The 24,773-nt window shown below is 67.6% G+C and carries 26 protein-coding genes and 1 pseudogene; 17 read left to right on the forward strand and 10 right to left on the reverse strand.

Features of this window, described 5'->3' with window-relative positions:
* The first annotated feature begins 100 nt into the window (after positions 1-100).
* The 8 genes from rhlB (at position 101) to AC5P60_RS15325 (ending at position 7,222) form a co-directional block, all read left to right on the forward strand.
* Positions 101-1,825, forward strand: a complete 1,725-nt coding sequence (gene rhlB, locus AC5P60_RS15290; RefSeq protein ID WP_483693767.1) for an ATP-dependent RNA helicase RhlB — start codon at positions 101-103, stop codon at positions 1,823-1,825.
* 158 nt (positions 1,826-1,983) lie between these two features.
* Positions 1,984-2,670, forward strand: a complete 687-nt coding sequence (ftsE, locus tag AC5P60_RS15295; RefSeq protein WP_005411273.1) for a cell division ATP-binding protein FtsE — start codon at positions 1,984-1,986, stop codon at positions 2,668-2,670.
* Positions 2,671-2,673: 3 nt separating this feature from the next.
* Positions 2,674-3,621 (forward strand): permease-like cell division protein FtsX, encoded by a 948-nt coding sequence (gene ftsX, locus AC5P60_RS15300; protein WP_005411272.1) that lies wholly within the window; start codon positions 2,674-2,676, stop codon positions 3,619-3,621.
* A 7-nt stretch (positions 3,622-3,628) separates the two neighbouring features.
* On the forward strand, positions 3,629-4,471 hold the full coding sequence (locus AC5P60_RS15305) for a response regulator (RefSeq protein ID WP_033834069.1): 843 nt from the start codon (positions 3,629-3,631) through the stop codon (positions 4,469-4,471).
* 9 nt (positions 4,472-4,480) lie between these two features.
* Positions 4,481-5,194 carry a uracil-DNA glycosylase gene (gene ung / locus AC5P60_RS15310; protein WP_033834068.1) on the forward strand — a complete coding sequence of 238 codons (714 nt, stop codon included), beginning with the start codon at positions 4,481-4,483 and terminating at the stop codon, positions 5,192-5,194.
* Between the two features lie 278 nt (positions 5,195-5,472).
* Positions 5,473-6,348 (forward strand): RNA polymerase sigma factor RpoH, encoded by an 876-nt coding sequence (rpoH, locus tag AC5P60_RS15315; protein WP_005411269.1) that lies wholly within the window; start codon positions 5,473-5,475, stop codon positions 6,346-6,348.
* A 174-nt stretch (positions 6,349-6,522) separates the two neighbouring features.
* On the forward strand, positions 6,523-6,906 hold the full coding sequence (locus AC5P60_RS15320) for a type II toxin-antitoxin system RelE/ParE family toxin (protein ID WP_033834072.1): 384 nt from the start codon (positions 6,523-6,525) through the stop codon (positions 6,904-6,906).
* Positions 6,890-7,222, forward strand: coding sequence for a helix-turn-helix domain-containing protein (locus AC5P60_RS15325; protein WP_005414661.1), 333 nt, complete (start codon positions 6,890-6,892; stop codon positions 7,220-7,222). The genes AC5P60_RS15320 and AC5P60_RS15325 overlap by 17 nt, the downstream gene beginning before the upstream one ends.
* Before the next feature lie 78 nt (positions 7,223-7,300).
* Here AC5P60_RS15325 and purD read toward each other — a convergent pair whose 3' ends face one another.
* Both purD and purH read right to left on the reverse strand, forming a co-directional pair.
* Entirely contained in the window at positions 7,301-8,584 is a 1,284-nt protein-coding gene (purD, locus tag AC5P60_RS15330) for a phosphoribosylamine--glycine ligase (RefSeq protein WP_483693766.1), read from the reverse strand.
* 61 nt (positions 8,585-8,645) lie between these two features.
* Entirely contained in the window at positions 8,646-10,229 is a 1,584-nt protein-coding gene (gene purH, locus AC5P60_RS15335; RefSeq protein ID WP_049403520.1) for a bifunctional phosphoribosylaminoimidazolecarboxamide formyltransferase/IMP cyclohydrolase, read from the reverse strand.
* 223 nt (positions 10,230-10,452) lie between these two features.
* On the opposite strand from purH, the gene AC5P60_RS15340 reads away from it, so the two are divergent.
* From AC5P60_RS15340 to AC5P60_RS15365, 6 genes are read left to right on the forward strand one after another with little or no spacing between them, the layout of a single operon-like run.
* The gene (locus tag AC5P60_RS15340; RefSeq protein WP_033834064.1) at positions 10,453-11,070 is read left to right on the forward strand and encodes a CDP-alcohol phosphatidyltransferase family protein; all 618 of its coding nucleotides are present in this window, start codon (positions 10,453-10,455) and stop codon (positions 11,068-11,070) included.
* Positions 11,071-11,104: 34 nt separating this feature from the next.
* Positions 11,105-12,856: a bifunctional alpha/beta hydrolase/class I SAM-dependent methyltransferase gene (locus tag AC5P60_RS15345; RefSeq protein WP_483693765.1), complete on the forward strand. Its 1,752-nt coding sequence runs from the start codon at positions 11,105-11,107 to the stop codon at positions 12,854-12,856.
* Positions 12,856-14,184: a phosphatase PAP2/dual specificity phosphatase family protein gene (locus AC5P60_RS15350; protein WP_483693764.1), complete on the forward strand. Its 1,329-nt coding sequence runs from the start codon at positions 12,856-12,858 to the stop codon at positions 14,182-14,184. Before AC5P60_RS15345 ends, AC5P60_RS15350 begins: the two co-directional genes overlap by 1 nt.
* Positions 14,181-14,618 carry a hypothetical protein gene (locus tag AC5P60_RS15355; RefSeq protein ID WP_033834060.1) on the forward strand — a complete coding sequence of 146 codons (438 nt, stop codon included), beginning with the start codon at positions 14,181-14,183 and terminating at the stop codon, positions 14,616-14,618. The genes AC5P60_RS15350 and AC5P60_RS15355 overlap by 4 nt, the downstream gene beginning before the upstream one ends.
* 13 nt (positions 14,619-14,631) lie before the next feature.
* The gene (locus AC5P60_RS15360; RefSeq protein WP_033834059.1) at positions 14,632-15,261 is read left to right on the forward strand and encodes a lysophospholipid acyltransferase family protein; all 630 of its coding nucleotides are present in this window, start codon (positions 14,632-14,634) and stop codon (positions 15,259-15,261) included.
* Positions 15,258-16,253: a phosphatidate cytidylyltransferase gene (locus AC5P60_RS15365; RefSeq protein ID WP_005414654.1), complete on the forward strand. Its 996-nt coding sequence runs from the start codon at positions 15,258-15,260 to the stop codon at positions 16,251-16,253. The genes AC5P60_RS15360 and AC5P60_RS15365 overlap by 4 nt, the downstream gene beginning before the upstream one ends.
* A gap of 125 nt (positions 16,254-16,378) precedes the next feature.
* Here AC5P60_RS15365 and fis read toward each other — a convergent pair whose 3' ends face one another.
* The 3 genes from fis to prmA form a co-directional block, all read right to left on the reverse strand.
* A complete protein-coding gene (gene fis / locus AC5P60_RS15370; protein WP_005419706.1) occupies positions 16,379-16,654 on the reverse strand; it encodes a DNA-binding transcriptional regulator Fis in 276 nt (91 codons plus the stop codon).
* A gap of 114 nt (positions 16,655-16,768) precedes the next feature.
* Positions 16,769-17,536: a DUF3426 domain-containing protein gene (locus tag AC5P60_RS15375; RefSeq protein ID WP_033834058.1), complete on the reverse strand. Its 768-nt coding sequence runs from the start codon at positions 17,534-17,536 to the stop codon at positions 16,769-16,771.
* Positions 17,537-17,578: 42 nt separating this feature from the next.
* A complete protein-coding gene (gene prmA / locus AC5P60_RS15380) occupies positions 17,579-18,499 on the reverse strand; it encodes a 50S ribosomal protein L11 methyltransferase (RefSeq protein ID WP_033834057.1) in 921 nt (306 codons plus the stop codon).
* A gap of 165 nt (positions 18,500-18,664) precedes the next feature.
* Here prmA and AC5P60_RS15385 point away from each other — a divergent pair, with 165 nt between their 5' ends.
* Together AC5P60_RS15385 and AC5P60_RS15390 are read left to right on the forward strand one after the other, a co-directional pair.
* Positions 18,665-19,630, forward strand: coding sequence for a hypothetical protein (locus AC5P60_RS15385; protein ID WP_032967023.1), 966 nt, complete (start codon positions 18,665-18,667; stop codon positions 19,628-19,630).
* Positions 19,627-20,001 (forward strand): hypothetical protein, encoded by a 375-nt coding sequence (locus AC5P60_RS15390; RefSeq protein WP_005411254.1) that lies wholly within the window; start codon positions 19,627-19,629, stop codon positions 19,999-20,001. Before AC5P60_RS15385 ends, AC5P60_RS15390 begins: the two co-directional genes overlap by 4 nt.
* Before the next feature lie 91 nt (positions 20,002-20,092).
* Here AC5P60_RS15390 and accC read toward each other — a convergent pair whose 3' ends face one another.
* From accC to AC5P60_RS15410, 4 genes are all read right to left on the reverse strand, one after another.
* Positions 20,093-21,460, reverse strand: a complete 1,368-nt coding sequence (accC, locus tag AC5P60_RS15395; protein WP_495201770.1) for an acetyl-CoA carboxylase biotin carboxylase subunit — start codon at positions 21,458-21,460, stop codon at positions 20,093-20,095.
* 10 nt (positions 21,461-21,470) lie between these two features.
* On the reverse strand, positions 21,471-21,950 hold the full coding sequence (gene accB / locus AC5P60_RS15400) for an acetyl-CoA carboxylase biotin carboxyl carrier protein (RefSeq protein ID WP_005411252.1): 480 nt from the start codon (positions 21,948-21,950) through the stop codon (positions 21,471-21,473).
* 59 nt (positions 21,951-22,009) lie between these two features.
* The gene (gene aroQ / locus AC5P60_RS15405; protein ID WP_005411251.1) at positions 22,010-22,453 is read right to left on the reverse strand and encodes a type II 3-dehydroquinate dehydratase; all 444 of its coding nucleotides are present in this window, start codon (positions 22,451-22,453) and stop codon (positions 22,010-22,012) included.
* A gap of 423 nt (positions 22,454-22,876) precedes the next feature.
* Entirely contained in the window at positions 22,877-23,605 is a 729-nt protein-coding gene (locus AC5P60_RS15410; RefSeq protein ID WP_033834056.1) for a DOPA 4,5-dioxygenase family protein, read from the reverse strand.
* Between the two features lie 165 nt (positions 23,606-23,770).
* Here AC5P60_RS15410 and AC5P60_RS15415 point away from each other — a divergent pair, with 165 nt between their 5' ends.
* Complete coding sequence (locus AC5P60_RS15415; protein WP_483693763.1) at positions 23,771-24,598, forward strand: isocitrate lyase/PEP mutase family protein; 828 nt, start codon at positions 23,771-23,773, stop codon at positions 24,596-24,598.
* Between the two features lie 52 nt (positions 24,599-24,650).
* Here the strand turns inward: AC5P60_RS15415 and AC5P60_RS15420 are convergent.
* A pseudogene (locus AC5P60_RS15420) lies at positions 24,651-24,773 on the reverse strand (IS110 family transposase); the annotation flags it as partial.

Consider the following 24,773-nt stretch of genomic DNA (forward strand, 5'->3'; position numbering starts at 1 on the left):
AGCCTGCCAACCCGCCGCAGGGGCCGCAGTTTGCGACGGTGCCCCTAGACGATGAAGTGCCAGCCGCCCCACGGGCCGGCGGCCATACCAAGACGGACTCATGAGCGACAAACCGCTGACCGATTTGACCTTTTCCTCCTTCGAGCTGCACCCGGCCCTGCAGGCCGGCCTTGAAGGAGCCGGATTCACCCGCTGCACCCCGATCCAGGCGCTGACCCTGCCGGTCGCGCTGGCCGGCGGTGATGTCGCCGGCCAGGCCCAGACCGGCACCGGCAAGACCCTGGCCTTCCTGGTCGCTGTCGTGAACCGCCTGCTGACGCGTCCGGCGCTGGCCGATCGCAAGCCGGAAGATCCGCGTGCGCTGATCCTCGCCCCGACCCGCGAGCTGGCCATCCAGATCCACAAGGATGCGGTGAAGTTCGGTTCCGACCTGGGCCTGCGCTTCGCCCTGGTCTACGGCGGCGTGGATTACGACAAGCAGCGCGAGCTGCTGCAGCAGGGCGTGGACGTGATCATCGCCACCCCGGGCCGCCTGATCGACTACGTCAAGCAGCACAAGGTGGTGTCGCTGCACGCCTGCGAGATCTGCGTGCTGGACGAAGCCGACCGTATGTTCGACCTGGGCTTCATCAAGGACATCCGCTTCCTGCTGCGCCGCATGCCGGAGCGCACCACCCGCCAGACCCTGCTGTTCAGTGCCACCCTCAGCCACCGCGTGCTGGAGCTGGCCTACGAGCACATGAACGAGCCGCAGAAGCTGGTGGTCGAAGCCGAGACCATCACCGCCGCGCGCGTGCGCCAGCGCATCTACTTCCCGGCCGACGACGAGAAGATCCCGCTGCTGCTGGGCCTGCTGTCGCGCAGCGAAGGCGCGCGCACCATGGTCTTCGTCAACACCAAGGTGTTCGTCGAGCGCGTGGCGCGTTCGCTGGAAAAGGCCGGCTACCGTGTCGGCGTGCTGTCCGGTGATGTGCCGCAGAAGAAGCGCGAGAGCCTGCTCAACCGCTTCCAGAAGGGCCAGCTGGAAATCCTGGTGGCCACCGACGTGGCTGCGCGCGGCCTGCACATCGACGGCATCAAGTACGTCTACAACTACGACCTGCCGTTCGACGCCGAAGACTACGTGCATCGCATCGGCCGCACCGCGCGCCTGGGTGAAGAGGGCGACGCCATCAGCTTCGCCTGCGAGCGCTACGCCATGGGCCTGCCGGACATCGAGGCCTATATCGAGCAGAAGATTCCGTCCGAGCCGGTCACCAAGGAACTGCTGACCCCGCTGCCGCGCCCGGAACGCCCGGCTCCGGCTGCAGGCGAGGAAGGCGAGGACAACGAAAGCGTCGGCCAGATCTTCCGCGAAGCACGCGAAGCCCGTGCCGCCGAGGAAGAGCGTCGGGGCGGTGGCCGCAGTGGCGGCCGTTCCGGTGGTGGTGGTGGCCGTGGTGGCCGTGACGGTGAGCGCAGCGGCGAACGCCGTTCGCGTGGCCCGCGCAAGCCACGCGCGGAAGGCGAGCAGGGCGCTGCCGCGCCGGCCGCCGGTGCCGAAGGCGCCGCTGCCCAGGCCCCGCGTCCGCCGCGCCCGCCGCGCGCCGAAGGCGCACCGGAAGGTGCTGCGGACGGCGAGCACAAGCCGCGCAAGCGCCGCCGCCGTCGCCACGGTCGTCCGGTCGAAGGTGCCGAGGGCGTGCAGAACGCCGCCGGCAATGGCGCCAGCCCGGTCACGCCGGTGCAGGTGGTGGCCAAGCCGGTGCGCACGGCTGCTGATACCGGCGATTCGTTCCTGACCCGCATCGGCCGCAAGATCCGCCGGATGCTGTCGGGTAACTAAGCCGTCGATGGTGGGTGCGGACCTTGGTCCGCACTGCCCCATGGGGTTGGGTAGTGCCGGCCGCTGGCCGGCAGCTGTGTGGGTTGCCGGCCAGCGGCCGGCACTACCGATCGTGTGACCGTCTCCACGACGTCGCGCCGGTCCTGCATAATCGGGGCATGAGTGTCCTGCGCTTCGACAATGTCAGCAAACAGTACGCCGGTGGCCACGAGGCACTGACCGATGTCAGCTTCGAGGTCGCGCCGGGCGAGATGCTGTTCGTCACCGGCCATTCCGGTGCGGGCAAAAGCACCCTGCTCAAGTTGATCCATCTGGACGAGCGGCCCAGCCGTGGCGCGGTGGTGTTCGACGAGCGCAACCTGCTGAAGGTGCGTGGCGGCGATGTGCCCCGCCACCGTCGCGCGGTGGGTGCGGTCTACCAGGACCACCGCCTGCTGATGGACCGCTCGATCGCCGAGAACGTGGCGCTGCCGCTGATCCTGCGCGGCACCCGCCGTGGCGACATCAGCAAGCGCGTGCGCTCGGTGCTGGAACGGATGGGCCTGGGCCACCGCGAGAAGGCGCTGCCCTCGCAGCTGTCGGCCGGTGAGCAGCAGCGCGTTGGCATCGCCCGCGCCATCGTCGGTGAGCCCAAGCTGCTGGTGGCCGATGAACCGACCGGCAACCTCGACCCGACCCTGGCGGCGGAGATCATGGCTCTGTTCGCCGAGCTGCCCGCGCGCGGCACCAGCGTGCTGGTGGTCAGCCACGACCTGCCGCTGCTGCGCCGCATGCGCAAGCGCGTGCTGATCCTCGACCACGGCCGGCTGGTGGATGACATCTCGCCGCAGGATCTGGCGGAGTAACCCATGGCGAAGAACGAAAACAGCGAAGCCGCCGCCCCCTCGCGCGTGGGCGTCTGGTTCCAGCACCACGCGCACAGCGTGGTGTTCAGCCTCGGCCGTGCCTGCCGCAAGCCGTGGGCGACCCTGCTGACGGTGATGGTCATGGCGCTGGCGCTGGCCCTGCCGCTGGGCCTGTCGATCGCGCTGGACAACCTCAAGCAGTTCGCCGGCAGCGTGCAGCAGTCGCGCGACATCAATGTGTTCCTGAAGGGCAACGTCGATGGCCCCGGCGCGCTGCGCCTGGCCGGCCAGCTGCGCGACCGCGACGACGTGGCCGAAGTGAACGTGCGCACGCCCGAGCAGGGCCTGCAGGAACTGCGCGACGCCGGCCTCGGCGAGGCGATCGACACACTCAATGACAACCCGCTGCCCTCGCTGCTGGTGATCACCCCCGGCCAGGGCAAGGACGACGCGCGCCTGGCACGCGCGCTGGAGAGCCTGCCCGAGGCCGACCTGGTGCAGCACGATGCACTGTGGCGCCAGCGCCTGGATGCCTGGCTGGCGTTCGGCGCGCGGCTGGTGCAGGTGCTGTCGGTCCTGCTCGGCGTCGGTGCCGCGCTGGTGGTCGGCAACACCGTGCGCCTGGACATCCAGGCCCGCCGCGAAGAGATCGGCGTGCTGCAGCTGCTCGGCGCCAGTGATGGCTTCATCCGCCGCCCGTTCCTGTACCTGGGTGCGTGGTATGGCCTGGGCGCCGGCGCGGTTGCGCTGGCGCTGATCGGCGCCGCCGGTGCCGCGCTGCGCGTGCCGCTGGCCGAACTCTCGCGCAGCTACGGCAGCCCGTTCGTGCTTCACGGCCTGGACCTGCTGCACGGTGGCCTGGTCCTGCTCGGCACGCTGCTGCTGGGCTGGCTGGGTGCGTGGCTGGTCACCGGCCACTTCCTGCGCCAGACCCGACCGACCGACACCTGAGACCGGCATGCAACCGCAAGCGCTGAAGCATCTTGAAGGGCCCGCGACGCGGGTGATGGTGGTCGATGGCTCGAAGCTGGTCCGCAAGCTGATCGCCGACGTCCTGCAGCGCGACCTGCCAGGCGTGGAGGTGATCGGCTGCGACAGCATCGAGGATGCGCAGCAGGCGCTGGCGCAGGGCCCGGTGGACCTGGTGACCACCTCGCTGACCCTGCGTGATGGCGACGGCCTGGCGCTGGCGCGGATGGTCCGCGAAGCGGCCGGCCAGGCCTATGTGCCTGTGATCGTGGTGTCCGGCGATGCCCAGCAGCATCTGGAGCAGCGTCGCTTCACCGAGTACGTCACCGACTATTTCGACAAGGCGCTGGGCCACGAGGCGCTGGCGACCTTCATCCGCGGCTATGTGCAGCCGCAGACCATTCCCGGCGCGACCATCCTCTACATCGAGGACAGCCGCGTGGTGGCCGAGGCCACCAAGCGCATGCTCGAACGCCAGCAGTTGAACGTGCTGCACGTGGTCAGCGCCGAAGAGGCGTTCACCCTGCTCACCGCCGAGTCGCTGGGCCGCAGCCGTCATCGCATCGACCTGGTGCTGACCGACGTCACCCTGAAGGGCGAACTGAGCGGCCGCGACGTGGTGCAGCGCGTGCGCGTGGACTTCGGCTACGGCAAGCGCCGCATGCCGGTGCTGGTGATGACCGGCGACGGCAACCCGCACAACCAGACCGGGCTGCTGCAGTCCGGCGCCAACGACCTGGTACTCAAGCCGATCGAAGAACGGCTGCTGGTCACCAAGGTGCTGTTCCAGCTGCGCCTGGCCCGGTTGAACGATGGACCCCTGATTCGATGAAGTGGTGCAATGATTGATGAAGTAGCGGACACCCCGACGATCCAGCTGGAACCGAGCTGGAAGCAGCATGTCGGCGATTACCTCCTGCAGCCGCAGATGCGCGAGCTGTCCAGCTTCCTGCGCCAGCGCAAGGCCAGTGGCGCAGCGGTATTCCCGCCCGGCCCGCAGATCTTCGCCGCATTCGACGCCACGCCATTCGAGCAGGTGAAGGTGGTGATCCTCGGCCAGGACCCGTACCACGGCCGTGGCCAGGCGCATGGCCTGAGTTTCTCGGTGCCGCCGGGCGTGCCGGTGCCGCCGTCGCTGCTGAACATCTACAAGGAGATCGAAAGCGATCTCGGTATCCCGCGCCCGGAACACGGCTGCCTGATCCCGTGGGCGCAACGCGGCGTGCTGCTGCTCAATGCCGTGCTGACGGTGGAGGAGGGCAAGGCCGGCGCACACCAGGGCCGTGGCTGGGAAGGTTTCACCGATCACGTGGTGGACGTGCTCAACCGCGAACGCGAAGGCTTGGTGTTCATGCTCTGGGGTGCCTACGCGCAGCAGAAGGGCAAGGTCATTGATACCCGTCGCCATCGCGTTCTGAAGGCCCCGCATCCGTCGCCGCTGTCGGCCCATCGTGGCTTCCTCGGCTGCCGCCATTTCTCGATGGCCAACGAGTACCTGCAGCGTCGCGGCCAGGCCCCGATCGACTGGTCGCTGCCGCCGCGCTCGGTGCTCTGAGCGCCGGCTGGCGGCCGGGCCTGAACGCCGGACAACGTTCCCTGGCCTGAATGGGCCTCCAGAACGGCCCGTTCAGCTCCGCTTGACCGGAATCGGCCGGCTTCCGGCAGGTAATTGCTTGAATTCCAAGGGATTGTGAATCCCGAAAAGCGCGCTCGCCACTGTCATCAAATCGCGCTACGGTAGGGCTCTGTTTGGGACCAGTGTTGCATCAATAGGATGCTGGAACTTTTTCCTCCTTTAGCAGTCCAAATCCCGGACTGCTAAGATGGGTGCCTATGAGCCAGAACACCTCTACTGCCCTTGTGGCAAACAATCTCCCGATTCCCAGTGCGCTCGGTTCGCTGGACGCCTACATCGGTGCCGTGCACCAGATCCCGGTGCTGTCGGTCGATGACGAACAGGACCTGGCCCGTCGCTTCCGCGACGGCAACGATCTGGACGCCGCCCGCGAGCTGGTGCATTCGCACCTGCGCTTCGTGGTGCACGTGGCCCGCGGTTACAACGGCTACGGCCTTGCCCTGGGCGATCTGATCCAGGAAGGCAACATCGGCCTGATGAAGGCGGTCAAGCGTTTCGACCCGGACATGGGCGTGCGCCTGGTCTCCTTCGCCGTGCACTGGATCCGTGCAGAGATGCACGAGTTCATCCTGAAGAACTGGCGCATCGTCAAGGTCGCCACCACCAAGGCGCAGCGCAAGCTGTTCTTCAACCTGCGCAAGTCGAAGACGCGTCTGGGCTGGATGAACGCGGCGGAAGTGAGCGCGGTGGCCAAGGACCTGAACGTGTCCGAGCGCGAAGTCATGGAAATGGAGTCGCGCCTGTCCGGCCGCGATATCGGTTTCGACGCGCCGACCGACGAGGACAACGAACACGCACCGCCGTCGCCGGCTGCGTTCCTGGTTGCCGATGACGAAGACCCGTCGATGGCCTACGAGCGCGAGGACAGCGAAGACAACCAGATGCAGCTGCTGCGCGAAGGCCTGGCGGAACTGGATGCCCGCTCGCGCGACATCATCCGCCGTCGCTGGCTGGACGCCGACAGCAAGGTGACGCTGCAGGAGCTGGCCGACGAGTACGGCGTGTCGGCCGAGCGCATCCGCCAGGTTGAGGCGAACGCGCTGAAGAAGATGAAGGCGCTGTTCACCGCGTAAGCGGGAAGGCGTTGGAATGAAGAAGGCCCGGCGGTGATGCCGGGCCTTTTTGTTTTTGGAGCGCATCCACGCATGGCGTGGATCAATCCTGACGCCAGGGCGGCAACTGCGCCGACCGCAGCATGCGCTGGACGCTGATTTTCACGCCGTACCACTCGGTGGCACGGTATGATCATGTCACGTGTCTTCCGCACCCGAAGCTTCAACCGCAGTACACGACGTTCTTCACTGACCGATAGAGCCTTGTGCCGCGCGGTGGTGGAAATGCGTCAAGGACTGATTGATGCAGACATAGGGGGCGGCCTTCTCAAAAAGCGAGTTGCGCTGCCGGGCCGCGGAAAGCGCGGTAGCGCCCGCGTTATTGTCGCAACCAAGGTGGGGCGCTACTGGTTCTTTCTCTTCTGCTACGAGAAGAACGCGCGCGCGACCATCAGTAGTGCGGAACGGGATGCCCTTCAGCTGTATGCGTCTGAGTTCTTGAGAATGAGCCCTGCACAGTTGGACAGGGCAGTTATCTGCGGAGAACTGCAGGAGATTTGCCATGACAAAGACGGTTGAACATAGACGTGCAAAGAGTGCGATCCTCGATGCGGTGCATGAAGGCGCGGCGGGCCTTTACGCCAGCGGCTTCATCGACAAGCGGCGCATGAGCATGTACGAGGCGCTTTGTCTGGAGCCTGTGCCCGAATACAGCAGCGCCCAGATCCGTGCACTTCGCACGTCGTTGGAACTTAGCCAGCCGGTGTTCGCAGGTGTGCTCAACACCAGCGTTTCGACGGTCCGTAGCTGGGAACAGGGCGAGAAGAAGCCGAGCGGGCCGTCGCTGAAGCTTTTGAACCTGATTGATCGGAAGGGTCTCGAAGCAGTCCTGTAAAGCAAAGGCCCGGCAATGCCGGGCCTTTGCTTTACCGTGGTATTCAATCCGCGCCATGCATGGAAGCGGGGGTGTGCCTCACCCCTCGCGTGCGATCGCGCGCCAGCCGATGTCGTTGCGGTGGAACTCGTTGGCCCAGGTCACCTTGGCCACGCCGGCATAGGCATTGGCCTGCGCGTCGCGCACGCTGTCGCCCAGTGCGGCCACGCACAGCACGCGACCGCCGGCACTGACCACGTGGCCCTGCGCGTCCAATGCAGTTCCCGCATGGAACACCTTGGCACTGGCCGGCACGTCGTGCAGGCCGGAAATCACGTCACCGGTGATCGGCGCTTCCGGGTACGGCCTGGCCGCCAGCACCACGCCCAGCGACGGGCGCGCATCCCACTGCGCTTCGACCTGGTCCAGGCGGCCATCGATGGCGGCTTCCACCAGCTCGACCAGGTCCGACTGCAGGCGCAGCATCACCGGCTGCGTTTCCGGGTCGCCAAAGCGCACGTTGAATTCGATCACCTTCGGCGCGCCGCTGGCGTCGATCATCAGGCCCGCGTAGAGGAAGCCGGTGAACGGGATGCCGTCGGCGATCATGCCCTGCACGGTGGGGTTCACCACCTCGCGCATCACCCGCGCATGCACCTCCGGCGTCACCACCGGGGCCGGCGAATAGGCGCCCATGCCGCCGGTGTTCGGGCCGGTATCGCCGTCGCCGACGCGCTTGTGGTCCTGCGAGGTGGCCATCGGCAGCGCATGCACGCCGTCCACCATCGAAATGAAGCTGGCTTCCTCGCCGTCGAGGAACTCCTCGATCACCACGCGCGCACCGGCATCGCCGAACGCGTTGCCCGAGAGCATGTCACGCACCGCGTCCTCGGCTTCGGCTAGGGTCATCGCCACGATCACGCCCTTGCCGGCGGCCAGGCCATCGGCCTTGACCACGATCGGCGCGCCCTTCTTGCGGATGTAGGCCAGGGCGGCGTCCACGTCGGTGTGCACGGCGTAGAACGCGGTGGGGATGTTGTGGCGGGCCAGGAAGTCCTTGGCGTAGGCCTTGCTGCCTTCCAGCTGCGCGGCGGCGGCGGTCGGCCCGAAGATGCGCAGGCCGGCGGCGCGGAAGCGGTCTACCACGCCAGCCACCAGCGGTACTTCAGGGCCGACCACGGTCAGTGCCACGCCTTCAGCCTGGGCCAGCGCCAGCAGACCGTCGATATCGGTGACTTTCACCGCCACGTTGCGGCACTTGTCTTCGCTGGCGGTGCCAGCGTTGCCGGGTGCCACGATCACTTCGGTGACACGGGAGGACTGGGCCAGCTTCCATGCCAGGGCGTGTTCGCGGCCGCCAGAGCCGATGACGAGGATCTTCATGGGACAGGGTTCTCGGGTACGGAAGAGAAAAGCCGGGCAGGGCCCGGCTTCGTGATGCGGATCAGTGGCGGAAGTGGCGCACGCCGGTGAACACCATCGCCAGGCCATGTTCGTCGGCGGCGGCGATCACTTCGGCATCGCGCATCGAACCGCCCGGCTGGATGACCGCCTTGATGCCGGCGGCAGCAGCGGCGTCGATGCCGTCGCGGAACGGGAAGAACGCATCGGAAGCCATCACCGAACCCTCGACCACCAGGTTCGCATCGGCGGCCTTGATGCCGGCGATGCGGGCCGAGTACACGCGGCTCATCTGGCCGGCGCCCACGCCAATCGTACGGTTGTCCTTGGCGTACACAATCGCGTTGGACTTCACGAACTTGGCCACCTTCCAGGCGAACAGCAGGTCGGTGAACTGCTTGTCGGTCGGCGCCAGCTTGCTGACCACCTTCAGCTCGTCGCGGGTCATGCCGCGGTTGTCCGAGGACTGCAGCAGCAGGCCCGAGCCGACGCGCTTGCTGTCGAAGTTGTTCAGGCCATCACCATGCGGGATGCGCAGCACGCGCACGTTGGCCTTCTTCTGCGCGTACTCCAGCGCGGCCGGCTCGTAGTCCGGGGCGATCAGCACTTCCACGAACTGGCGGTCCAGGATCACCTTGGCAGTGGCAGCGTCGAGCGGCTTGTTGAAGGCGATGATGCCGCCGAAGGCGCTGGTCGGGTCGGTGGCGTAGGCCAGCTCGTAGGCATCGCCGTTGCCGGCACCCACCGCCACGCCGCACGGATTGGCGTGCTTGACGATCACGCAGGCCGGCGCGTCGAACTGGCGCACGCATTCCCACGCCGCGTCGGCATCGGCCAGGTTGTTGTAGCTCAGTTCCTTGCCCTGCAGCTGCTGGAACGTGGCCAGCGTGCCCGGCACCGGGTACAGGTCGCGGTAGAACGCGCCGCTCTGGTGCGGGTTCTCGCCGTAGCGCAGGTCCATCACCTTCACGAAGGTGGAGTTCATCTGTGCCGGGTACTCGGCACGTACCGGCACGGCGGCGTCGGTGGCGGTGACCGCCGACAGGTAGTTGCTGATCGCCGCGTCGTACTGGGCGACGCGGTTGAACGCGGCCACCGAGAACGCGAAGCGGGTGGCGGCCGTCAGCTGGCCGTTGTTGGCCGCCAGCGAGGCCAGCAGTTCGGCGTACTGCGACGGGTCGGTGGCCACTGCCACGCGGGCGAAGTTCTTGGCCGCCGAACGCAGCATGGCCGGGCCGCCGATGTCGATGTTCTCGACCGCGTCGGCCAGGGTGCAGTCGGCCTTGGCGGTGACCGATTCGAACGGGTACAGGTTCAGCACGAGCAGGTCGATGGCACCGATGCCGTGTTCGGCCATCACCGCATCATCCAGGCCCGAACGGCCGAGCAGGCCGCCGTGCACCATCGGGTGCAGGGTCTTGACCCGGCCGTCCATCATTTCCGGGAAACCGGTGACGTCGGCCACGTCCTTCACGGCCAGGCCCGCATCGCGGATCGCCTTGGCGGTGCCGCCGGTGGACAGCAGCTCCACGCCGCGTGCCGCCAGCGCAGTGGCAAGCTCGACCAGACCGGTCTTGTCGGAAACGGAGAGGAGGGCCCGGCGGACGGGCAACAGATCAGCAGTCATGGGACAGAATCGGCAGCGGAGCGGGGCCGATATTGTAGGCGGTGGGGGCCGGTGGCGGGCGCTGGAAGGGGTAATTTGCCGTGGCGATCGACGCAAGGCCGGGTCGGGCACACCGATCCGGCCCGATCCGGGGGCTGGCCTGCGGACCAGAGCAGGGTTGTCGGAATCTGCCAACGATGGGGTAGGCTGTGCCCGCACTGCCAAGGATCAGCGGGTACGGATCATGTCGATCTATGCATTGAAAGGACGTTTCCAGGACCTGTTGCGTCCAGCCGTACGCGGTCTGTACCGCATGGGGATCACTGCCAATACGGTGACCGTGGCCGCTGCCGTGGTCTCGCTGCTGGTGGCCGCCGCCGTCTGGTGCTGCGCGCCGGCCCAGCCCCTGCTGTACCTGCTGCTGCCACTGTGGATGCTGCTGCGCATGGCGCTCAACGCCGTGGACGGCATGCTGGCCCGCGAGTTCGGCCAGCAGTCGCGGCTGGGCGCCTATCTGAATGAGCTGTGCGATGTAATCGCCGATGCGGCGCTGTACCTGAGCCTGCTCAGCGTGCCGGGCGTGCGCACCGAGATGCTGTGGCTGCTGGCCTGGACCGCGGCCCTGAGCGAGTACGCCGGGGTGCTGGGGCTGATGGTCGGTGCCAGCCGCCGCTATGACGGCCCGATGGGCAAGAGCGATCGCGCGTTCGTGATCGGTGCGCTGGGCCTGCTGCTGGCGTTTGAGTGGGTTGGCGCGATGACGGTCACTGGCGTGGCCGCGGTCATGGCGGTGCTGTGCGTGCTGACGATGGTCAACCGCGTCCGTCGGGGACTGCGGGAAGCAGCGGTTTCGCCGAATTAATCAAGCAGATACAAGAAGACAATCAGGAGATTGCATGCGTCAGGCGCAGGAACGGGAATTCCACAGCTTCGACCAGGTACCGCTGTTCTACCGGTACTGGGCGGGCACCACCGCAACGCCGGCCACCAAGGCCATCGTGCTGCTGCACCGCGGCCATGAGCACTCCGGCCGGGTCACCCACCTGGTCGATGAGCTGGACCTGTCCGACACCGCCTTCTTCGCCTGGGACGCGCGCGGCAATGGCCGTTCGCCGGGCGCACGGGGCGATGCACCGGGCTTCCCGACGCTGGTGCGTGATCTGGACAGTTTCATCGCCCACATCGGCGCCGAGCACGGCATTGCGGTGGAAAACATCGTGGTGATCGCACAGAGCGTGGGGGCGGTGGTCGCCGCCACCTGGGTGCACGACTACGCACCACGCCTGCGCGCGCTGGTGATGGCTTCGCCGGCGTTCAAGGTGAAGCTGTACGTGCCGTTCGCACGCCCGGGCCTGGCGCTGATGCAGAAGCTGCGCGGCAATTTCTTCGTCAACAGCTACGTCAAGCCGCAGTGGCTGACCCATGACCCGGCGCGGGTGGAAAGCTATCGCACCGACCCGCTGATCACCCGGCCGATTTCGGTGCGCGTGCTGCTGGGCCTGTACGAGGCGGCCGACCGCATCGTGGCCGATGCGCAGGCGATCAGCGTACCGGTGCAGCTGCTGGTGTCCGGCTCGGATTTCGTCGTGCACCGTGGCCCGCAGGACCGCTTCTACGAGCGCCTGTCCAGCCCGATCAAGGAGCGCGTGCATCTGCCGGGCTTCTTCCACGACACGCTGGGCGAGCGTGATCGTGCACCAGCACTGGCGCGCATCCGCAGCTTCATCCAGGCGCGTTTTGCCGAGCCGCTGCGCGAGCTGTCACGGCGCGACGCGCACCGCCATGGGCCGACCTTCGAGGAATCGGAGGTCCTGGCGTGGCCACCGGAGCGCAACAGCCTGTCCGACCTGCGCTGGCGCGTGGTACGTGGCGGCCTGCGTTTCGGCGGAACCTTGTCCGAAGGCATCGCGCTGGGCCTGCAGACCGGTTTCGATTCCGGCAGCACGCTGGACTACATCTATCGCGACGAAGCGCGTGGCAAGGGCCCGCTGGGTCGCATGGTCGATCGCAACTATCTGGATGCAATCGGCTGGCGTGGCATCCGCGTGCGCGGCAAGCACCTGCAGGAACTGCTGCGCGACGCTGCCCAGCGCCTGCGCGGGCAGGGCACGCCGGTGCAGGTGCTGGACGTAGCTGCTGGCCATGGTCGCTACGTGCTGGAAGCGCTGGGGCAGGGCGAACAGCGCGCCGATCGCATCGTGCTGCGTGATTTCAGCGATCTGAACGTGACCCAGGGCCAAGCGTTGATTGAGCGCCTGGGGGCGGCCGATATTGCCCGCTTCGAACAGGGCGACGCGTTCGATCCGGCGCAGCTGGCCAAGGTGGAACCCGCACCGACGCTGGCCGTGGTCTCGGGCCTGTACGAACTGTTCCCCGACAACGATGCGGTGCTGCGCTCGCTGCAGGGTATTGCCGCGACGGTGCCGGTGGGCGGCTACCTGGCCTATACCGGCCAGCCCTGGCACCCGCAGCTGGAGTTCATCGCACGCGCACTGACCAGCCATCGTGGTGGCGCAGCGTGGGTGATGCGCCGCCGTACCCAGCAGGAAATGGACGAGCTGGTGCGCCTGGCCGGTTTCGAGAAGGTGGCGCAGCGCATCGACGACTTCGGCATCTTCACCGTGTCGCTGGCGCGCCGGACCGCGTGATGGCGACGCTCGCCGCAACCCCGCTGGCCGCGGAAGGGCGCCCCTGGCGGCGCGCCCTGCTGTGGCTGGCCCTGCTGGGTCCGTTCTTCTTCGCAAGCTACGGCTTCGCCAACTGGATGGCCGGCCGCCACGCCACCCTGCCGGTGATGGCGTTCGCGTGGGAGACACGCATCCCGTTCGTGCCGTGGACGATCGTGCCGTACTGGTCGATCGACCTGTTCTACGCGATCTCGTTCTTCCTGTGCCGGCGTCGGCTGGAACTGGATCGGCATGCGCTGCGGCTGTTCAGTGCGCAGGTCATCGCGGTCACCTGTTTTCTGCTGTGGCCGCTGCGCTTCAGCTTCGAGCGTCCGGAGATCGGGGGTGTGTTCGGCTGGCTGTTCGATGTGCTGCTGGGCTTCGACAAGCCGTTCAACCAGGCGCCGTCGCTGCACATCGTGCTGTTGATCGTGCTGTGGGTGAAGTTCGCGCAGTACCTGCATGGCGCGTGGCGCGGGCTACTGCATGTGTGGGCACTGCTGATCGGCGTCTCGGTGCTGACCACGTTCCAGCACCATTTCATCGATATCCCGACCGGCCTGCTGGCCGGCTGGCTGTGCGTCTGGCTGTGGCCCGAGCAGGGCACGCCACCGTTGTGGGCCTGGCACACCGCGCGTGATGCGAGGCGTTGGCGATTGGCAGCGTTGTACCTGCTGGGGGCCGCTGTATTGCTGGTGCCGGTGGTGCTTCTGCGTGGCGCCGCGTTGTGGCTGCTGTGGCCGGTGGCGTCGTTGCTGCTGGTGGCGCTGGCCTATGCCGGGCTGGGTACAGCGGTGTTCCAGAAGCGCGCCGATGGCCGCCTGACGATGGCCGCGCGATGGCTGCTGGCACCGTACCTGGGCGTTGCCTGGATCAACTCGCGGCTGTGGACGCGGCGTGCGCCGCAGCCGGTGCCGGTGCTGGACGGCGTGTGGCTGGGCCGCATTCCCAACGGCGCGTTGCCGCCGCCACTGGCGGGCGTGGTGGATGCCTGCGCCGAGCTTTCCTGTCGCGCGCAGGGCGCCGCGTATGCCAGCGTGCCGATGCTGGACCTGGTGGTCCCTGCACCGGAACAGCTGCGCGAAGCGGCCGAGGCCATCGAGCGCCTGCATGCACACGGACCGTTGCTGGTGTGCTGTGCGCTGGGCTATTCGCGCAGCGCCGCCAGCGTGGCCACCTGGCTGCTGCGCAGTGGTCGTGCGGCCGATGCGGACGCGGCGGTGGCGATCGTGCGTGCTGCGCGCCCTGGCATCGTGCTGGGTACGGCCCATCTGCGTGCCATCACCGACGCGGCAGGAGTGCGCGCATGAGCACGGTTCCCGATCTGGCGACCATGCAGCTGCTGCTGCGGCAGGGGCGTTGGCCGGCATGCCTGTCGCTGGGGCTGCTGCTGGTGGCATTGCTGCTGCTCGGCACCGAGCCGGGCCTGGCGATGATCGCTGCAGGGTTGCTGCTGGCCAGCATGTCTGCAGGGGTGGCCCAGACGTACCACGCGTGGCGGGTTGCGCTGGACGCCAGCCTGCTGCAGCTGCTGCGCGATGAGCGCCTGGACGGCGATGCCGCCGCGCGCCGCACTGATCAGCTGCTGCACGACAGTGGCCTGCGCCGCGCGTCGCCCGATGCGCCCCTGCGGGGCTGGGACGCGCGCTGGGCCGGCATGCGTCGCCTGCTGCTGCGCCAGTACCTGCTGACAGCGGTGCAGTTCGCACTGCTGGTGCTGGCCGTGTTGTGGCCGCAGACGTGAACGGGAGGGACCAATGTTCGCCGAACTGATTGCCCGCGCCTGCAGTGGTGCGATCCATGTAGTGACCGGTGCCCGCGCGCTGTGGATCGGTTGCGCGCCGTCCAGCGAGCGCCGTGTGTACTACGGCAACCACGCCAGCCATGGCGACTTCGTGCTGATCTGGTCGTCGATGCCGCCTGCGTTGCGGCGCCAGGTGCGGCCAGTTGCCGCGGCCGAATACTGGCAGCGCGACGGCCTGCGTCGCTACCTGATCGATGCGGTGTTCAACGGCGTGCTGGTCGAGCGCGAGGCCGGCCATCGCCAGCAGGATCCGCTGCAGGCCCTGCGTGACGCGGTGGACGAAGACTGCTCGCTGATCCTGTTTCCGGAAGGTACCCGCAACGTGGGCGATGAGCCGCTGCTGCCGTTCAAGAGCGGCATCTATCACCTGGCACGGCAACGGCCGGAGCTGGAATTCGTGCCGGTGTGGATCGACAACCTGAAGCGGGTGATGCCCAAGGGCCGGTTCCTGCCGCTGCCGCTGCTGTGCACGGCCACCTTCGGTGCGCCGCTGCGGCTGCAGGCCGACGAGGACAAGGCGGCCTTCCTGGCCCGCAGCCGGCAGGCGCTGCTGGACCTGGCGCCGAACGGGGGGCGCGCATGAGTTTCCTGATCGATGTGTCCGGCGACCTGGCAGCGCAGAGCGTGGGCCAGCAGACCGGCCTGCTGTTCGCTGGCGTCGGTGCGGTGCTGGTACTGGCCACGCTGGTGGCCGAAACGCTGCGATGGCGCCAGCGCGGCAGGCCCAGCGCGGTCATCGCCAACCTGGTGTCGCGCATCCGCGCGTGGTGGGTAATGGCGATCGTGGTCGGGCTGGCGCTGTTCTTCGGCCGCGCCGGGGTGATCGTGCTGTTCGCGATCATCTCGCTGTTCGCACTGCGCGAGTTCATCACCCTGGCGCCGACCCGCTCAGGCGATTACTACGCGCTGCTGGCCGCGTTCTACATCGTGCTGCCGTGGCAGTACTACCTGGTGTGGATCGACTGGTACGGCATGTACACGCTGCTGATTCCGGTCTACGCGTTCCTGTTCCTGCCGATCCTGTCGACCATCGGCGGCGATACCACGCACTACCTGGAGCGCACGGCGAAGGTGCAGTGGGGGCTGATGATCTGCGTGTTCTGCATCTCGCACGTGCCGCTGCTGCTGAACCTGCACGTGCCGGGCCATGACCCCTCGCGCAACGTGCTGCTGTTTGCTTTCCTGGTGATCGTGGTGCAGTCCTCGGACGTGCTGCAGTACATCTGGGGCAAGTTGTTGGGCAAGCACCTGATCGCGCCGAAGCTGTCGCCGTCGAAGACGGTGGAGGGCTTCGTCGGCGGCGTGCTGAGTGCCAGCGCACTGGGCGCGGCGCTGTGGTGGATCACCCCGTTCACGCCGCTGCAGGCGTTCGGCCTGTCGCTGCTGATCAACCTGATGGGGTTCTGGGGCGGCCTGGTGATGTCGGCGATCAAGCGTGACCGGGGCATCAAGGACTGGGGCCACATGATCGAGGGCCATGGCGGCATGCTCGACCGGCTGGATTCGGTGTGCTTCGCCGCGCCGGTGTTCTTCCACGTGGTGCGGTATTACTGGAAGGCGGGCGGCGGCGGTTGATTCTGCCGGCTTCCATCCACGCATGGCGCGGTTCTACTGGTAGTGCCGGCCGCTGGCCGGCAACTGCAACATCCTGCCATCGTTCATGGGGTTGCCGGCCAGCGGCCGGCACTACCCGCGCGCGCTTACGCGCTGATGCCGTATTCCTTCAGCTTCTTGCGCAGGGTGGCACGGTGGATGCCCAGCATCGCGGCGGCGCGGCTCTGGTTGCCTTCGCAGTGGTTGAGCACTTCCACGAACAGCGGGATCTCCATCTCGCGCAGCACGATCTCGTAGACATCGTCCGCGTCGCAGCCATCGAGGTCACGCAGGTAACGGCGCACGGATTGGGCGACATGTTCACGCAGCGGTGGCCGGGGAGCGCCACGACTGTTGTCAGGACGAGAGAGGACAGCGTTCAAGGGGGTTCCCGATTCGGTGGGCCCGTGCGCGCGGTGCGCGCGGCCGGACGAGGTGGTGGCGGCCAGTCTAGCGCGAGCGTGCCCGGCCTGCCACGGCCGGTCGCCTTTTCACGTTCAGAGGAAGTCGAAGGTGAATGCGACGGTGGATGCGGCGGGCTCCTGCACACGGAAGGCGACGCGCGCGCTCTGGCCCGGTTCCAGCAGGGCGGCGCCGGGGTTCTCGCCCAGGTACTGCGCAGGCGTGAACACGCCGCTGCCGATCACCCGGCCATCAGCGTCGGACAGTGACAGACGCAGGTCCGGCCAGGCCTGTGCCCAGCGTGCGTCGTTGCGGATGCTGGCCTGCACTTGCAGCACGCCGGCCTGCCCGGGCAGCGGCCGGATCTCGCGGCTGGTCATGGTGAAGGCGGTCGGTTCATGCCAGGCCGGCAGGCTGCAGCGCAGGAGGCCGCAGAGCGTGCCCAGCCAAGCACGGTTGCCGGCGTCGGCGGCCAGCCGCGCACGGTCGGCCAGCACGCTCTGCAGCACCAGCAGCAGCGCCAGCCCTGCAACCAGCAGCCAGTGCCAGCGCGGTGCCGGCAGGCTGCGGGGGCGCGCACTGCCAAGGAAACTCGGCGCGTCAACGGCGGCCGTCGTCGCCGGCACTGCAACCGGTGCCGACGCGATGGCCGCAATGTCATCAACGATGACAGGCGCATCGTCGTGCTGCATCTCCGCCGCCACATGCGCCGCTTCGGCGGGCCCGGCTGGCACCTGCATGGCAGGCGACGCGTGTTCTTCTGGTTCCTGCGTGCGCGCATCGGTCGCAGGCACGGGCGAACCTTCCGGGGCGGTGCGCAGGAAGGTTGCCAGAGGGCGTCGCGGTGGGTTCGGCTCGGACATGCTCAGGGTGCGGGCTCGGGTCCAGCAGTCATTCAACCACGATCAGGCGCGGCGCACGCCGGTGATGCGCATCCAGTCGCCATCCTGCGTCGCCTGCAGGTCGTCGAACCATTCGGCATAGCGCTGCAGCAGTTCACCTTCCTGGCCGTGCAGGATGCCGGACAGGGCGATGCGGCCGCCGGCAGCCACGCGCGCGGCCAGCAGCTCGGCCAACGCGTCCAGTGCCGAGGCGAGGATGTTGGCGACCACGATCGGGTAGGTGGCGACTGGTTCGTCCGGCGGCAGGTACACGTGCATGCGCGCCAGTTCGCCGTTGCGCTCGGCATTGTCGGCGGTGGCGACCAGGGCCTGCGGATCGTTGTCCACGCCGATGGCCTCAGCGGCGCCCAGCTTCAGCGCGGCAAGCGCAAGGATGCCGGAGCCGCAGCCGAAGTCGAGCACGCGCTGGCCCTGCAGCAGGCCATCCACGGCCAGCTGGTCCAGCCAGCGCAGGCAGAGCGCGGTGGTCGGGTGGGTGCCCGAGCCGAACGCCAGGCCCGGGTCCAGCCGCACCACGGCGGCGTCGGCCGCCTGTGCGGCCTCCGGCAGTTCATGGTTCCACGGCACGATCCAGGTGCGGCTGCCGAAAGCCATCGGCTGGAACTGGTCCAGCCAGGCGCGTTCCCAGTCCTCGTCCTCGACCGCGCGGAAACTGCCGCTGCTCCAGTCCAGTTCCGGGTCGAACGCCTCCAGCGCGGCCAGCAGCAGCAATGCGTTGCTGTCGGCGGGAAACAGCGCGCTCAGCACCAGGGTGTCCCATAGCGGGGTCTCGCCCACGCCCGGCTCGAGGATGGCCTGTTCGTTGCTGGTATCGGCCTCGGCATCAAGCAGCGTGACGGCCAGTGCGCCGACATCCTCCAGCGCATTCTCATAGCGGGGCTGGGTAGCTTCGGTGCAACGCAGGGTCAGTTCCAGGAACGGCATGGCGGTGGGGGGCAATCGCGGGAAAGGGGGCCATGCTAGACCATCGGAGCGTCTCCGTATTGCCTGAGATGCCGCTCGGAGATGAACGGAACCGATTCAGACAGGCCTGGCGGGCCTTGCTAAACTTGGTGCTTTCCTGTGCGCCATGAACGCTCACTGCCGCCAATGGCCTTTGCTCCGACCCTGAAAACCTGGTTGCTCGTGCTGCCGGCGGTGGCCGTGCTGGGCGTGGCCGGGTATCGGGCCAGCGGCCATGCCGGGTCGGTACCGGTGACCGCAGGCGAACTGCCGACGGCGCAGGTTGCGGCGGACGATGCGGCGCCCCTGCCGGTCGTGCCGGAAGCGTTGGCTCGTCGCCTGGCGGCGTTCGAGCGCGGCAACGCGCTGCCTTCGGGCCTGCCGCTGGACCTGCGCGCGGACATCGAGGATGCGACCGATCTGTACGCCTACGCGCAGCGCCTGCGCGTGCAGGCAGACGACGGCAATCACGAGGCGCGCTGGATGCTCAGCCGGGTCTACGACTACTGCGCGCAGTACGCCATCGATCCGGGCGGTTATCGGTTGGACAACAATGTGCTGGCCGGGCTGGGCCTGACCGCTGCACCGGCGATGGTGCAGGCGCGCGAGCGCGTGGCGCAGCGCTGTGGCGGCTTCGTGCCGGGCGACAAGCTGGGGTCCGCGCTGGTGCTGGCCGAGCGCCGCAAGGCGGCCACGCAGGGCAACCTCGCAGCGGAAGCATCGCTGTTTGCCGAAGGCGAGCCGCTGAATGACAGCCCCGAGTACCGCCGTGACCTGGTCGAGCGGGTGCGCACATCGCGCGATCCGGAGGCCTTCATGGCCATTGCACCGGGCATGGGCGTGCGCGCGGCGGGCGACCAGGCGCTCACTGGCCTGGTGGCGGGTGAACAGCTCAGTGAACTGGCGTGGCGGGTTGCGGCCTGCGAGCTCGGTCTACCGTGTGGTGCCGACAGCGTGCTGGTCAACAGTTTTTGCGCGAATGGAGGGATCTGTTCGCAGGATGGGACGCAGGATTTCCGGGATTTCGTGTATGACGCTGCGGTTTCGCGGCAAGGTGCGGGGAAAATGAAGCAGTGGATCAAGCGATTGGTTGGAAAGAGGGGCGGGCAATGAACTACCGTCGATTCCTGCATGGGGCCAAGTTCTGGTTCTGGGTGGCGCTGTTCGTGGCCTATTCGGCCGGCGCGGTCGGGCTGTTGATGATCGACACCTATGAAGATCGTTACCGGCATCTGTCGAAAGTGGAACTGACCACGGTGAAGGCGCAGGAAGATGTGCGCCGCGTGGGTGCCAGCCAGGTCGCTGCGGTCTATCGCGCGCAGAGCGGCATGCCGTTCGCTTCGTTGCCGGCAGGCAGTACCTTCCAGGTGGTGTGGCCCGATGGGTCCACCGAGACGATGGTGATCGTCGACCCGAGCTCGCCCAATGGTGTACGCCCGCTGGCGAATTCGCAGATCCCGGCCGAAGCTGCCGACAAGCGCTGATGCACCTGCCGTAGAGCCGAGCCCGGCTCCGCGGCAATGGAAAAAGGGCGGGGATATCCCCGCCCTTTTCATGTCCAGTACCTGCTGCCGATCAGGTCAGTGCGATCGGCTTGTTCTTGCGCTCGGCAAGACGCTTTTCCAGGTAGTGGATGTTCTGGCCACCGGCCTGGAAGCCCTTGTCGCGCATGATCCGCTGCTGCAGGGCGATGTTGGTCTTGATGCCGTCGACCACCATCTCGCTCAGCGCCACCCGCATGCGGGCGATGGCAGTTTCGCGGTTCGGGCCGTGCACGATCAGCTTGCCGATCATCGAGTCGTAATTCGACGGCACGCGGTAGCCACTGTAGATGTGGGTATCCACGCGCACGCCGGGGCCACCCGGCGGATGGAAGCCGGTGATGGTGCCCGGGCTCGGCACGAAGGTCTCGGCGTCTTCGGCGTTGATGCGGCACTCGATCGCGTGGCCGGTCAGCACCACGTCGCTCTGCTTGATCGACAGCTTCTGGCCGGCGGCGATCTTCAGCTGCTCGGCCACCAGGTCGATGCCGGTGACCATTTCGGTGACCGGATGTTCCACCTGGATGCGGGTGTTCATCTCGATGAAGTAGAAGCGGCCGTCTTCGTACAGGAACTCGAAGGTGCCGGCGCCGCGGTAGCCGATGCGCACGCAGGCTTCGGTGCAGACCTTGCCGATCTGCTCGCGCTGTTCGGCGGTGATGCCCGGTGCCGGCGCTTCTTCCACCACCTTCTGGTGGCGGCGCTGCATCGAGCAGTCGCGCTCACCCAGGTGGATGGCGTTGCCCTGGCCGTCGGCCAGCACCTGGATTTCCACGTGGCGCGGGTTCTCCAGGAACTTCTCCATGTAGACCTCGCCATTGCCGAACGCGGCCTTGGCCTCGCTCTTGGTGGTTTCGATCGAGGTCTTCAACGAGGCCTCGGCATGCACCACGCGCATGCCGCGACCGCCACCGCCACCGGCCGCCTTGATGATGACCGGGTAGCCGATCTCACGGGCGATCTTGGTGTTGGCGACGATGTCATCGCCCAGCGGGCCGCCCGAACCGGGCACACACGGCACGCCGGCCGACTTCATCGCGCGGATGGCTTCGACCTTGTCGCCCATCATGCGGATGGTGTCAGCCTTGGGGCCGATGAAGATGAAGCCGGATTCTTCCACGCGCTCGGCGAAGTCGGCGTTCTCCGACAGGAAGCCGTAACCGGGATGGATCGCCTGCGCGTCGGTGACTTCAGCGGCGGCAATCAGCGCCGGAATGTTGAGGTAGCTCTGCGGCGACGGCGCCGGGCCGATGCAGACCGACTCGTCGGCCATGGCCACATGCTTGAGGTTGCGGTCGACCGTGGAATGCACGGCCACCGTGCGGATGCCAAGGGTGTGGCACGCGCGCAGGATGCGCAGCGCGATCTCCCCTCGGTTGGCGATGACGACTTTGTCGAGCATGGCGTGCCCCTCAGCCGATCACGAACAGCGGCTGGTCGAATTCCACCGGCTGGCCGTTCTCGCCGAGGATGGCGACGATGGTGCCGGACGTGTCGGCTTCGATCGGGTTGAACATCTTCATTGCTTCGATGATGGCCAGGGTCTCGCCTTCCTTGACCTGCTGCCCAACGGTGACGAAGGCCGGCTTGTCCGGGGCGGACGACGCGTAGAAGGTGCCGACCATCGGCGAGCGCAGCACGTGGCCTTCCGGCAGTGCCGGGCCCGGCTTGGCGGTACCGCCGGTGGAGGCTTCGGTCGGCGACTGCATCGGCATTGCCTGCGGTGCCGGGGCGGCCGGAGCGGCGTACACCGGGGCGGCGACCGGGGCGGCATAGCCGGCCACCGGGGCACGCGACAGGCGCACCGACTCTTCGCCTTCCTTGATTTCGATTTCAGCCAGGTTCGACTCTTCCAGCAGGTCGATCAGCTTCTTGATTTTGCGCAGATCCATGAGGGCCTCTTTGGTTTCTATCTAGGTGAGGAGAGCGCCGTGGGCGCCCGGGTCGACAATCAGGTGGCGGATACCCGCAGCAGCGCCGCGTCCATCGCGTAGCGGTAGCTGTCGGCACCGAAGCCGCACACCACGCCCACCGCCTTGTCACTGAAGTAGCTGTGCTGGCGGAACGGTTCGCGGGTATGCGGGTTGGACAGGTGGATCTCGATGAACGGCACCGCCACCGCGGCCAGCGCATCGCGCAGGGCAACCGAGGTGTGGGTGAAGGCGGCGGGGTTGATCAGGATGAAAGCGGTTCCGTCGTCGCGTGCGGCCTGCACGCGGTCCACCAGCACGTGCTCGGCATTGGACTGCAGGCTCTCCACCGCATGTCCGGCGGCCGATGCCTGGCTGGCCAGGGCCTGGTCGATGTCGGCCAGCGTGGTGTGGCCGTAGACCTCCGGCTCGCGTGTGCCGAGCAGGTTGAGGTTGGGGCCGTGCAGGACCAGCAGCTTCGCCATGGGATCCGGAAGACGGGAAAGGGCGGCAGTCTGGCGGAACCGGCGGATGCTGTCCAGTTCGGCGAAGTTTGCAGCGTTTCAATCGAGCGTTTGAAATCTGCCGGAGCGCTTGTGGCCGTATGGCGGGCCCTGGATCAAGGCGCGCTGAATGGCTCGCAGGGCGGGGATGCTTGCACGTAGGCCGACGATGGCGGCAGGCATGGGCAGGCTGATGCTGCCATGGGCGGTGCTGCGGTAGATCCACGCCACGCGCGGATGAGGCTACCGGTCAGTAGATCCACGCCACGGGTGGATGATGGGCCTCCGGTCGGTAGATCCACGCCATGCGTGGATGAAGGACGTTCGGTACGTAGCACGCTACGCACCCACCGAGGGGTAGCCCAAGGTGCGCCGCACACCTACTGCCCCCCGCCACGCCCCCGCTCACGTCTCCAGCGGCACCGTCGGCACCACATTCGGAAACACCTCTTCCAGCGGTTCCCGTTCTCCAGGCTTCGGTGCCGGCCAGTTGTAGGCATTCACCGGCTGCGCGCGGTTTACCCACAACGCGTAATACAGGTGGTCGGCGCGGCCATCACCGGTATTGGGGTGGATCAGGATGGTCAGGCCCAGGCTGTTGAGCTGCAGCCAGGGCACCAGCACCGGCAGCAGGTCGTTGGTGAAGCCGAAGTAGAACGACGGGGTGACGTGCGGCCCGCGTGGTTCCAGGTTCCAGTTGCCCAGCTCCACCGGGAAGCGCTCGGCCGCCCAGCGCCGCAGCAGCGCAGCCTTCTCGAAGCTGTCCTCGTCGAAGTAGATGTGCGCGTGATAGCTCTTGATGTCGGTGTAGGCGCGTGGGGTCACGGGCAGGGTGGCCTCGCCGGGACGCACGCTGGCCGGGCGCGGGGTCGGTTCGCTGGCCGTGGCCTGGCCCCAGGGGCTGCGCCCTTCTGGTGCTGGCGGCACGATGGCACGGAAGCCGGGGCGGCCAGGCTCGGTGGTGTTCACCGCGTCGTTGCCGCGCGGTGCTGCGGCGGCGGTCGATGCACTGGCCAGGCCGCCAGCGGCCAGACCCGCCGAAGCGATCAGGCGGCGCCGCGCCGGCGACAGCAGGTCGGCCCAGTGGGCGTCATCATCGCCGGCGTCGGTGAGGGTCTGCGGGTCCGGGTGCATGAAGGGCTCCGTGGCGGCATCGTGTGGGCAGGCAAGCACGCTCGGGCACCCGCATCCACAGCGTCCAATAAGCAGGGGGCATCACCTCATGCAGGTGCGCCCCGTTGTCGTTGAGCGTGGCCGCTGGGCGGGCTAGGGTGCAGGTCTGCCGCCCGGAGCCCTTCCATGATCTCGCCCGATGCCGACACACAGCAAAAGCGCGCGTTCTTCCGCCAGCTGCACGCGCAGGGTTGCTTCGTGCTGCCCAACCCGTGGGATGTGGGCAGTGCCCGCTACCTGCAGCGGCAGGGCTTCCAGGCACTGGCCACCACCAGTGCCGGCTGCGCCTGGAGCGAAGGACGTCCGGACGGAGCGGTTTCGCTGCAGGCCACGCTGGCGCATCTGCGCGTGATGGCGGCAGCGACCCCATTGCCGTTGAATGCCGACTTCGGTGATGGCTTCGGCGCCACGCCGCAGGCGGTGCAGGAGGCGGTGGCCGCGGCGATCGACACCGGCATTGCGGCATTGCCGATCGAGGATGCCAGCGGCGTGGCCGATGCACCGCTGCGTCCGATAGACCAGGCGGTCGAGCGCCTGCGCGCTGCCCGTGCAGCCATCGACCGCGCGGGTGGCGACGTGCTGCTGGTCGGCCGCGCCGAGAACTTCTTCGTTGGCGTGCCGGATCTGCAGGACACCCTGCAGCGCCTGCGTGCCTACGCAGAGGCCGGTGCCGACGTGCTGTATGCACCTGGCATCAGCACGCGCGAGCAGATCAGCGCGGTGGTCGCCGCTGCCGGGTCGAAGCCGGTGAACCTGCTGGTCGGTGGACCGACACCGCTGCGCCTGCAGGACATTGCCGCGCTCGGCATTCGCCGGGTGAGTCTGGGCGGCGCACTCGCCCGTGCCGCGTGGGGCGGGCTGATGCAGGCGACCCAGCCGATCGTGCAGGACGGACGCTTCGATGGGCTGCAGCAGGCGGCGTCGGGCACGGCCTTGAACGCCCTGTTCCGCTGACGGAAACCCCGGCACTGGCCCAGGCCAGCAGACGGCAGTAGCAACTGTCTTGTCAGGGGCAGCCGAGGGCCACCTCGGCGTCTCGCTTACGGGCGTTGAGGATCACCAGCATTTTGCGCATGACCGCCACGAGCGCCACCTTGCTCGCTTTGCCCTTGGCCTTCAGGCCAGCGTA

This window comes from Stenotrophomonas sp. YJH_SMC_120, from assembly GCF_059368675.1.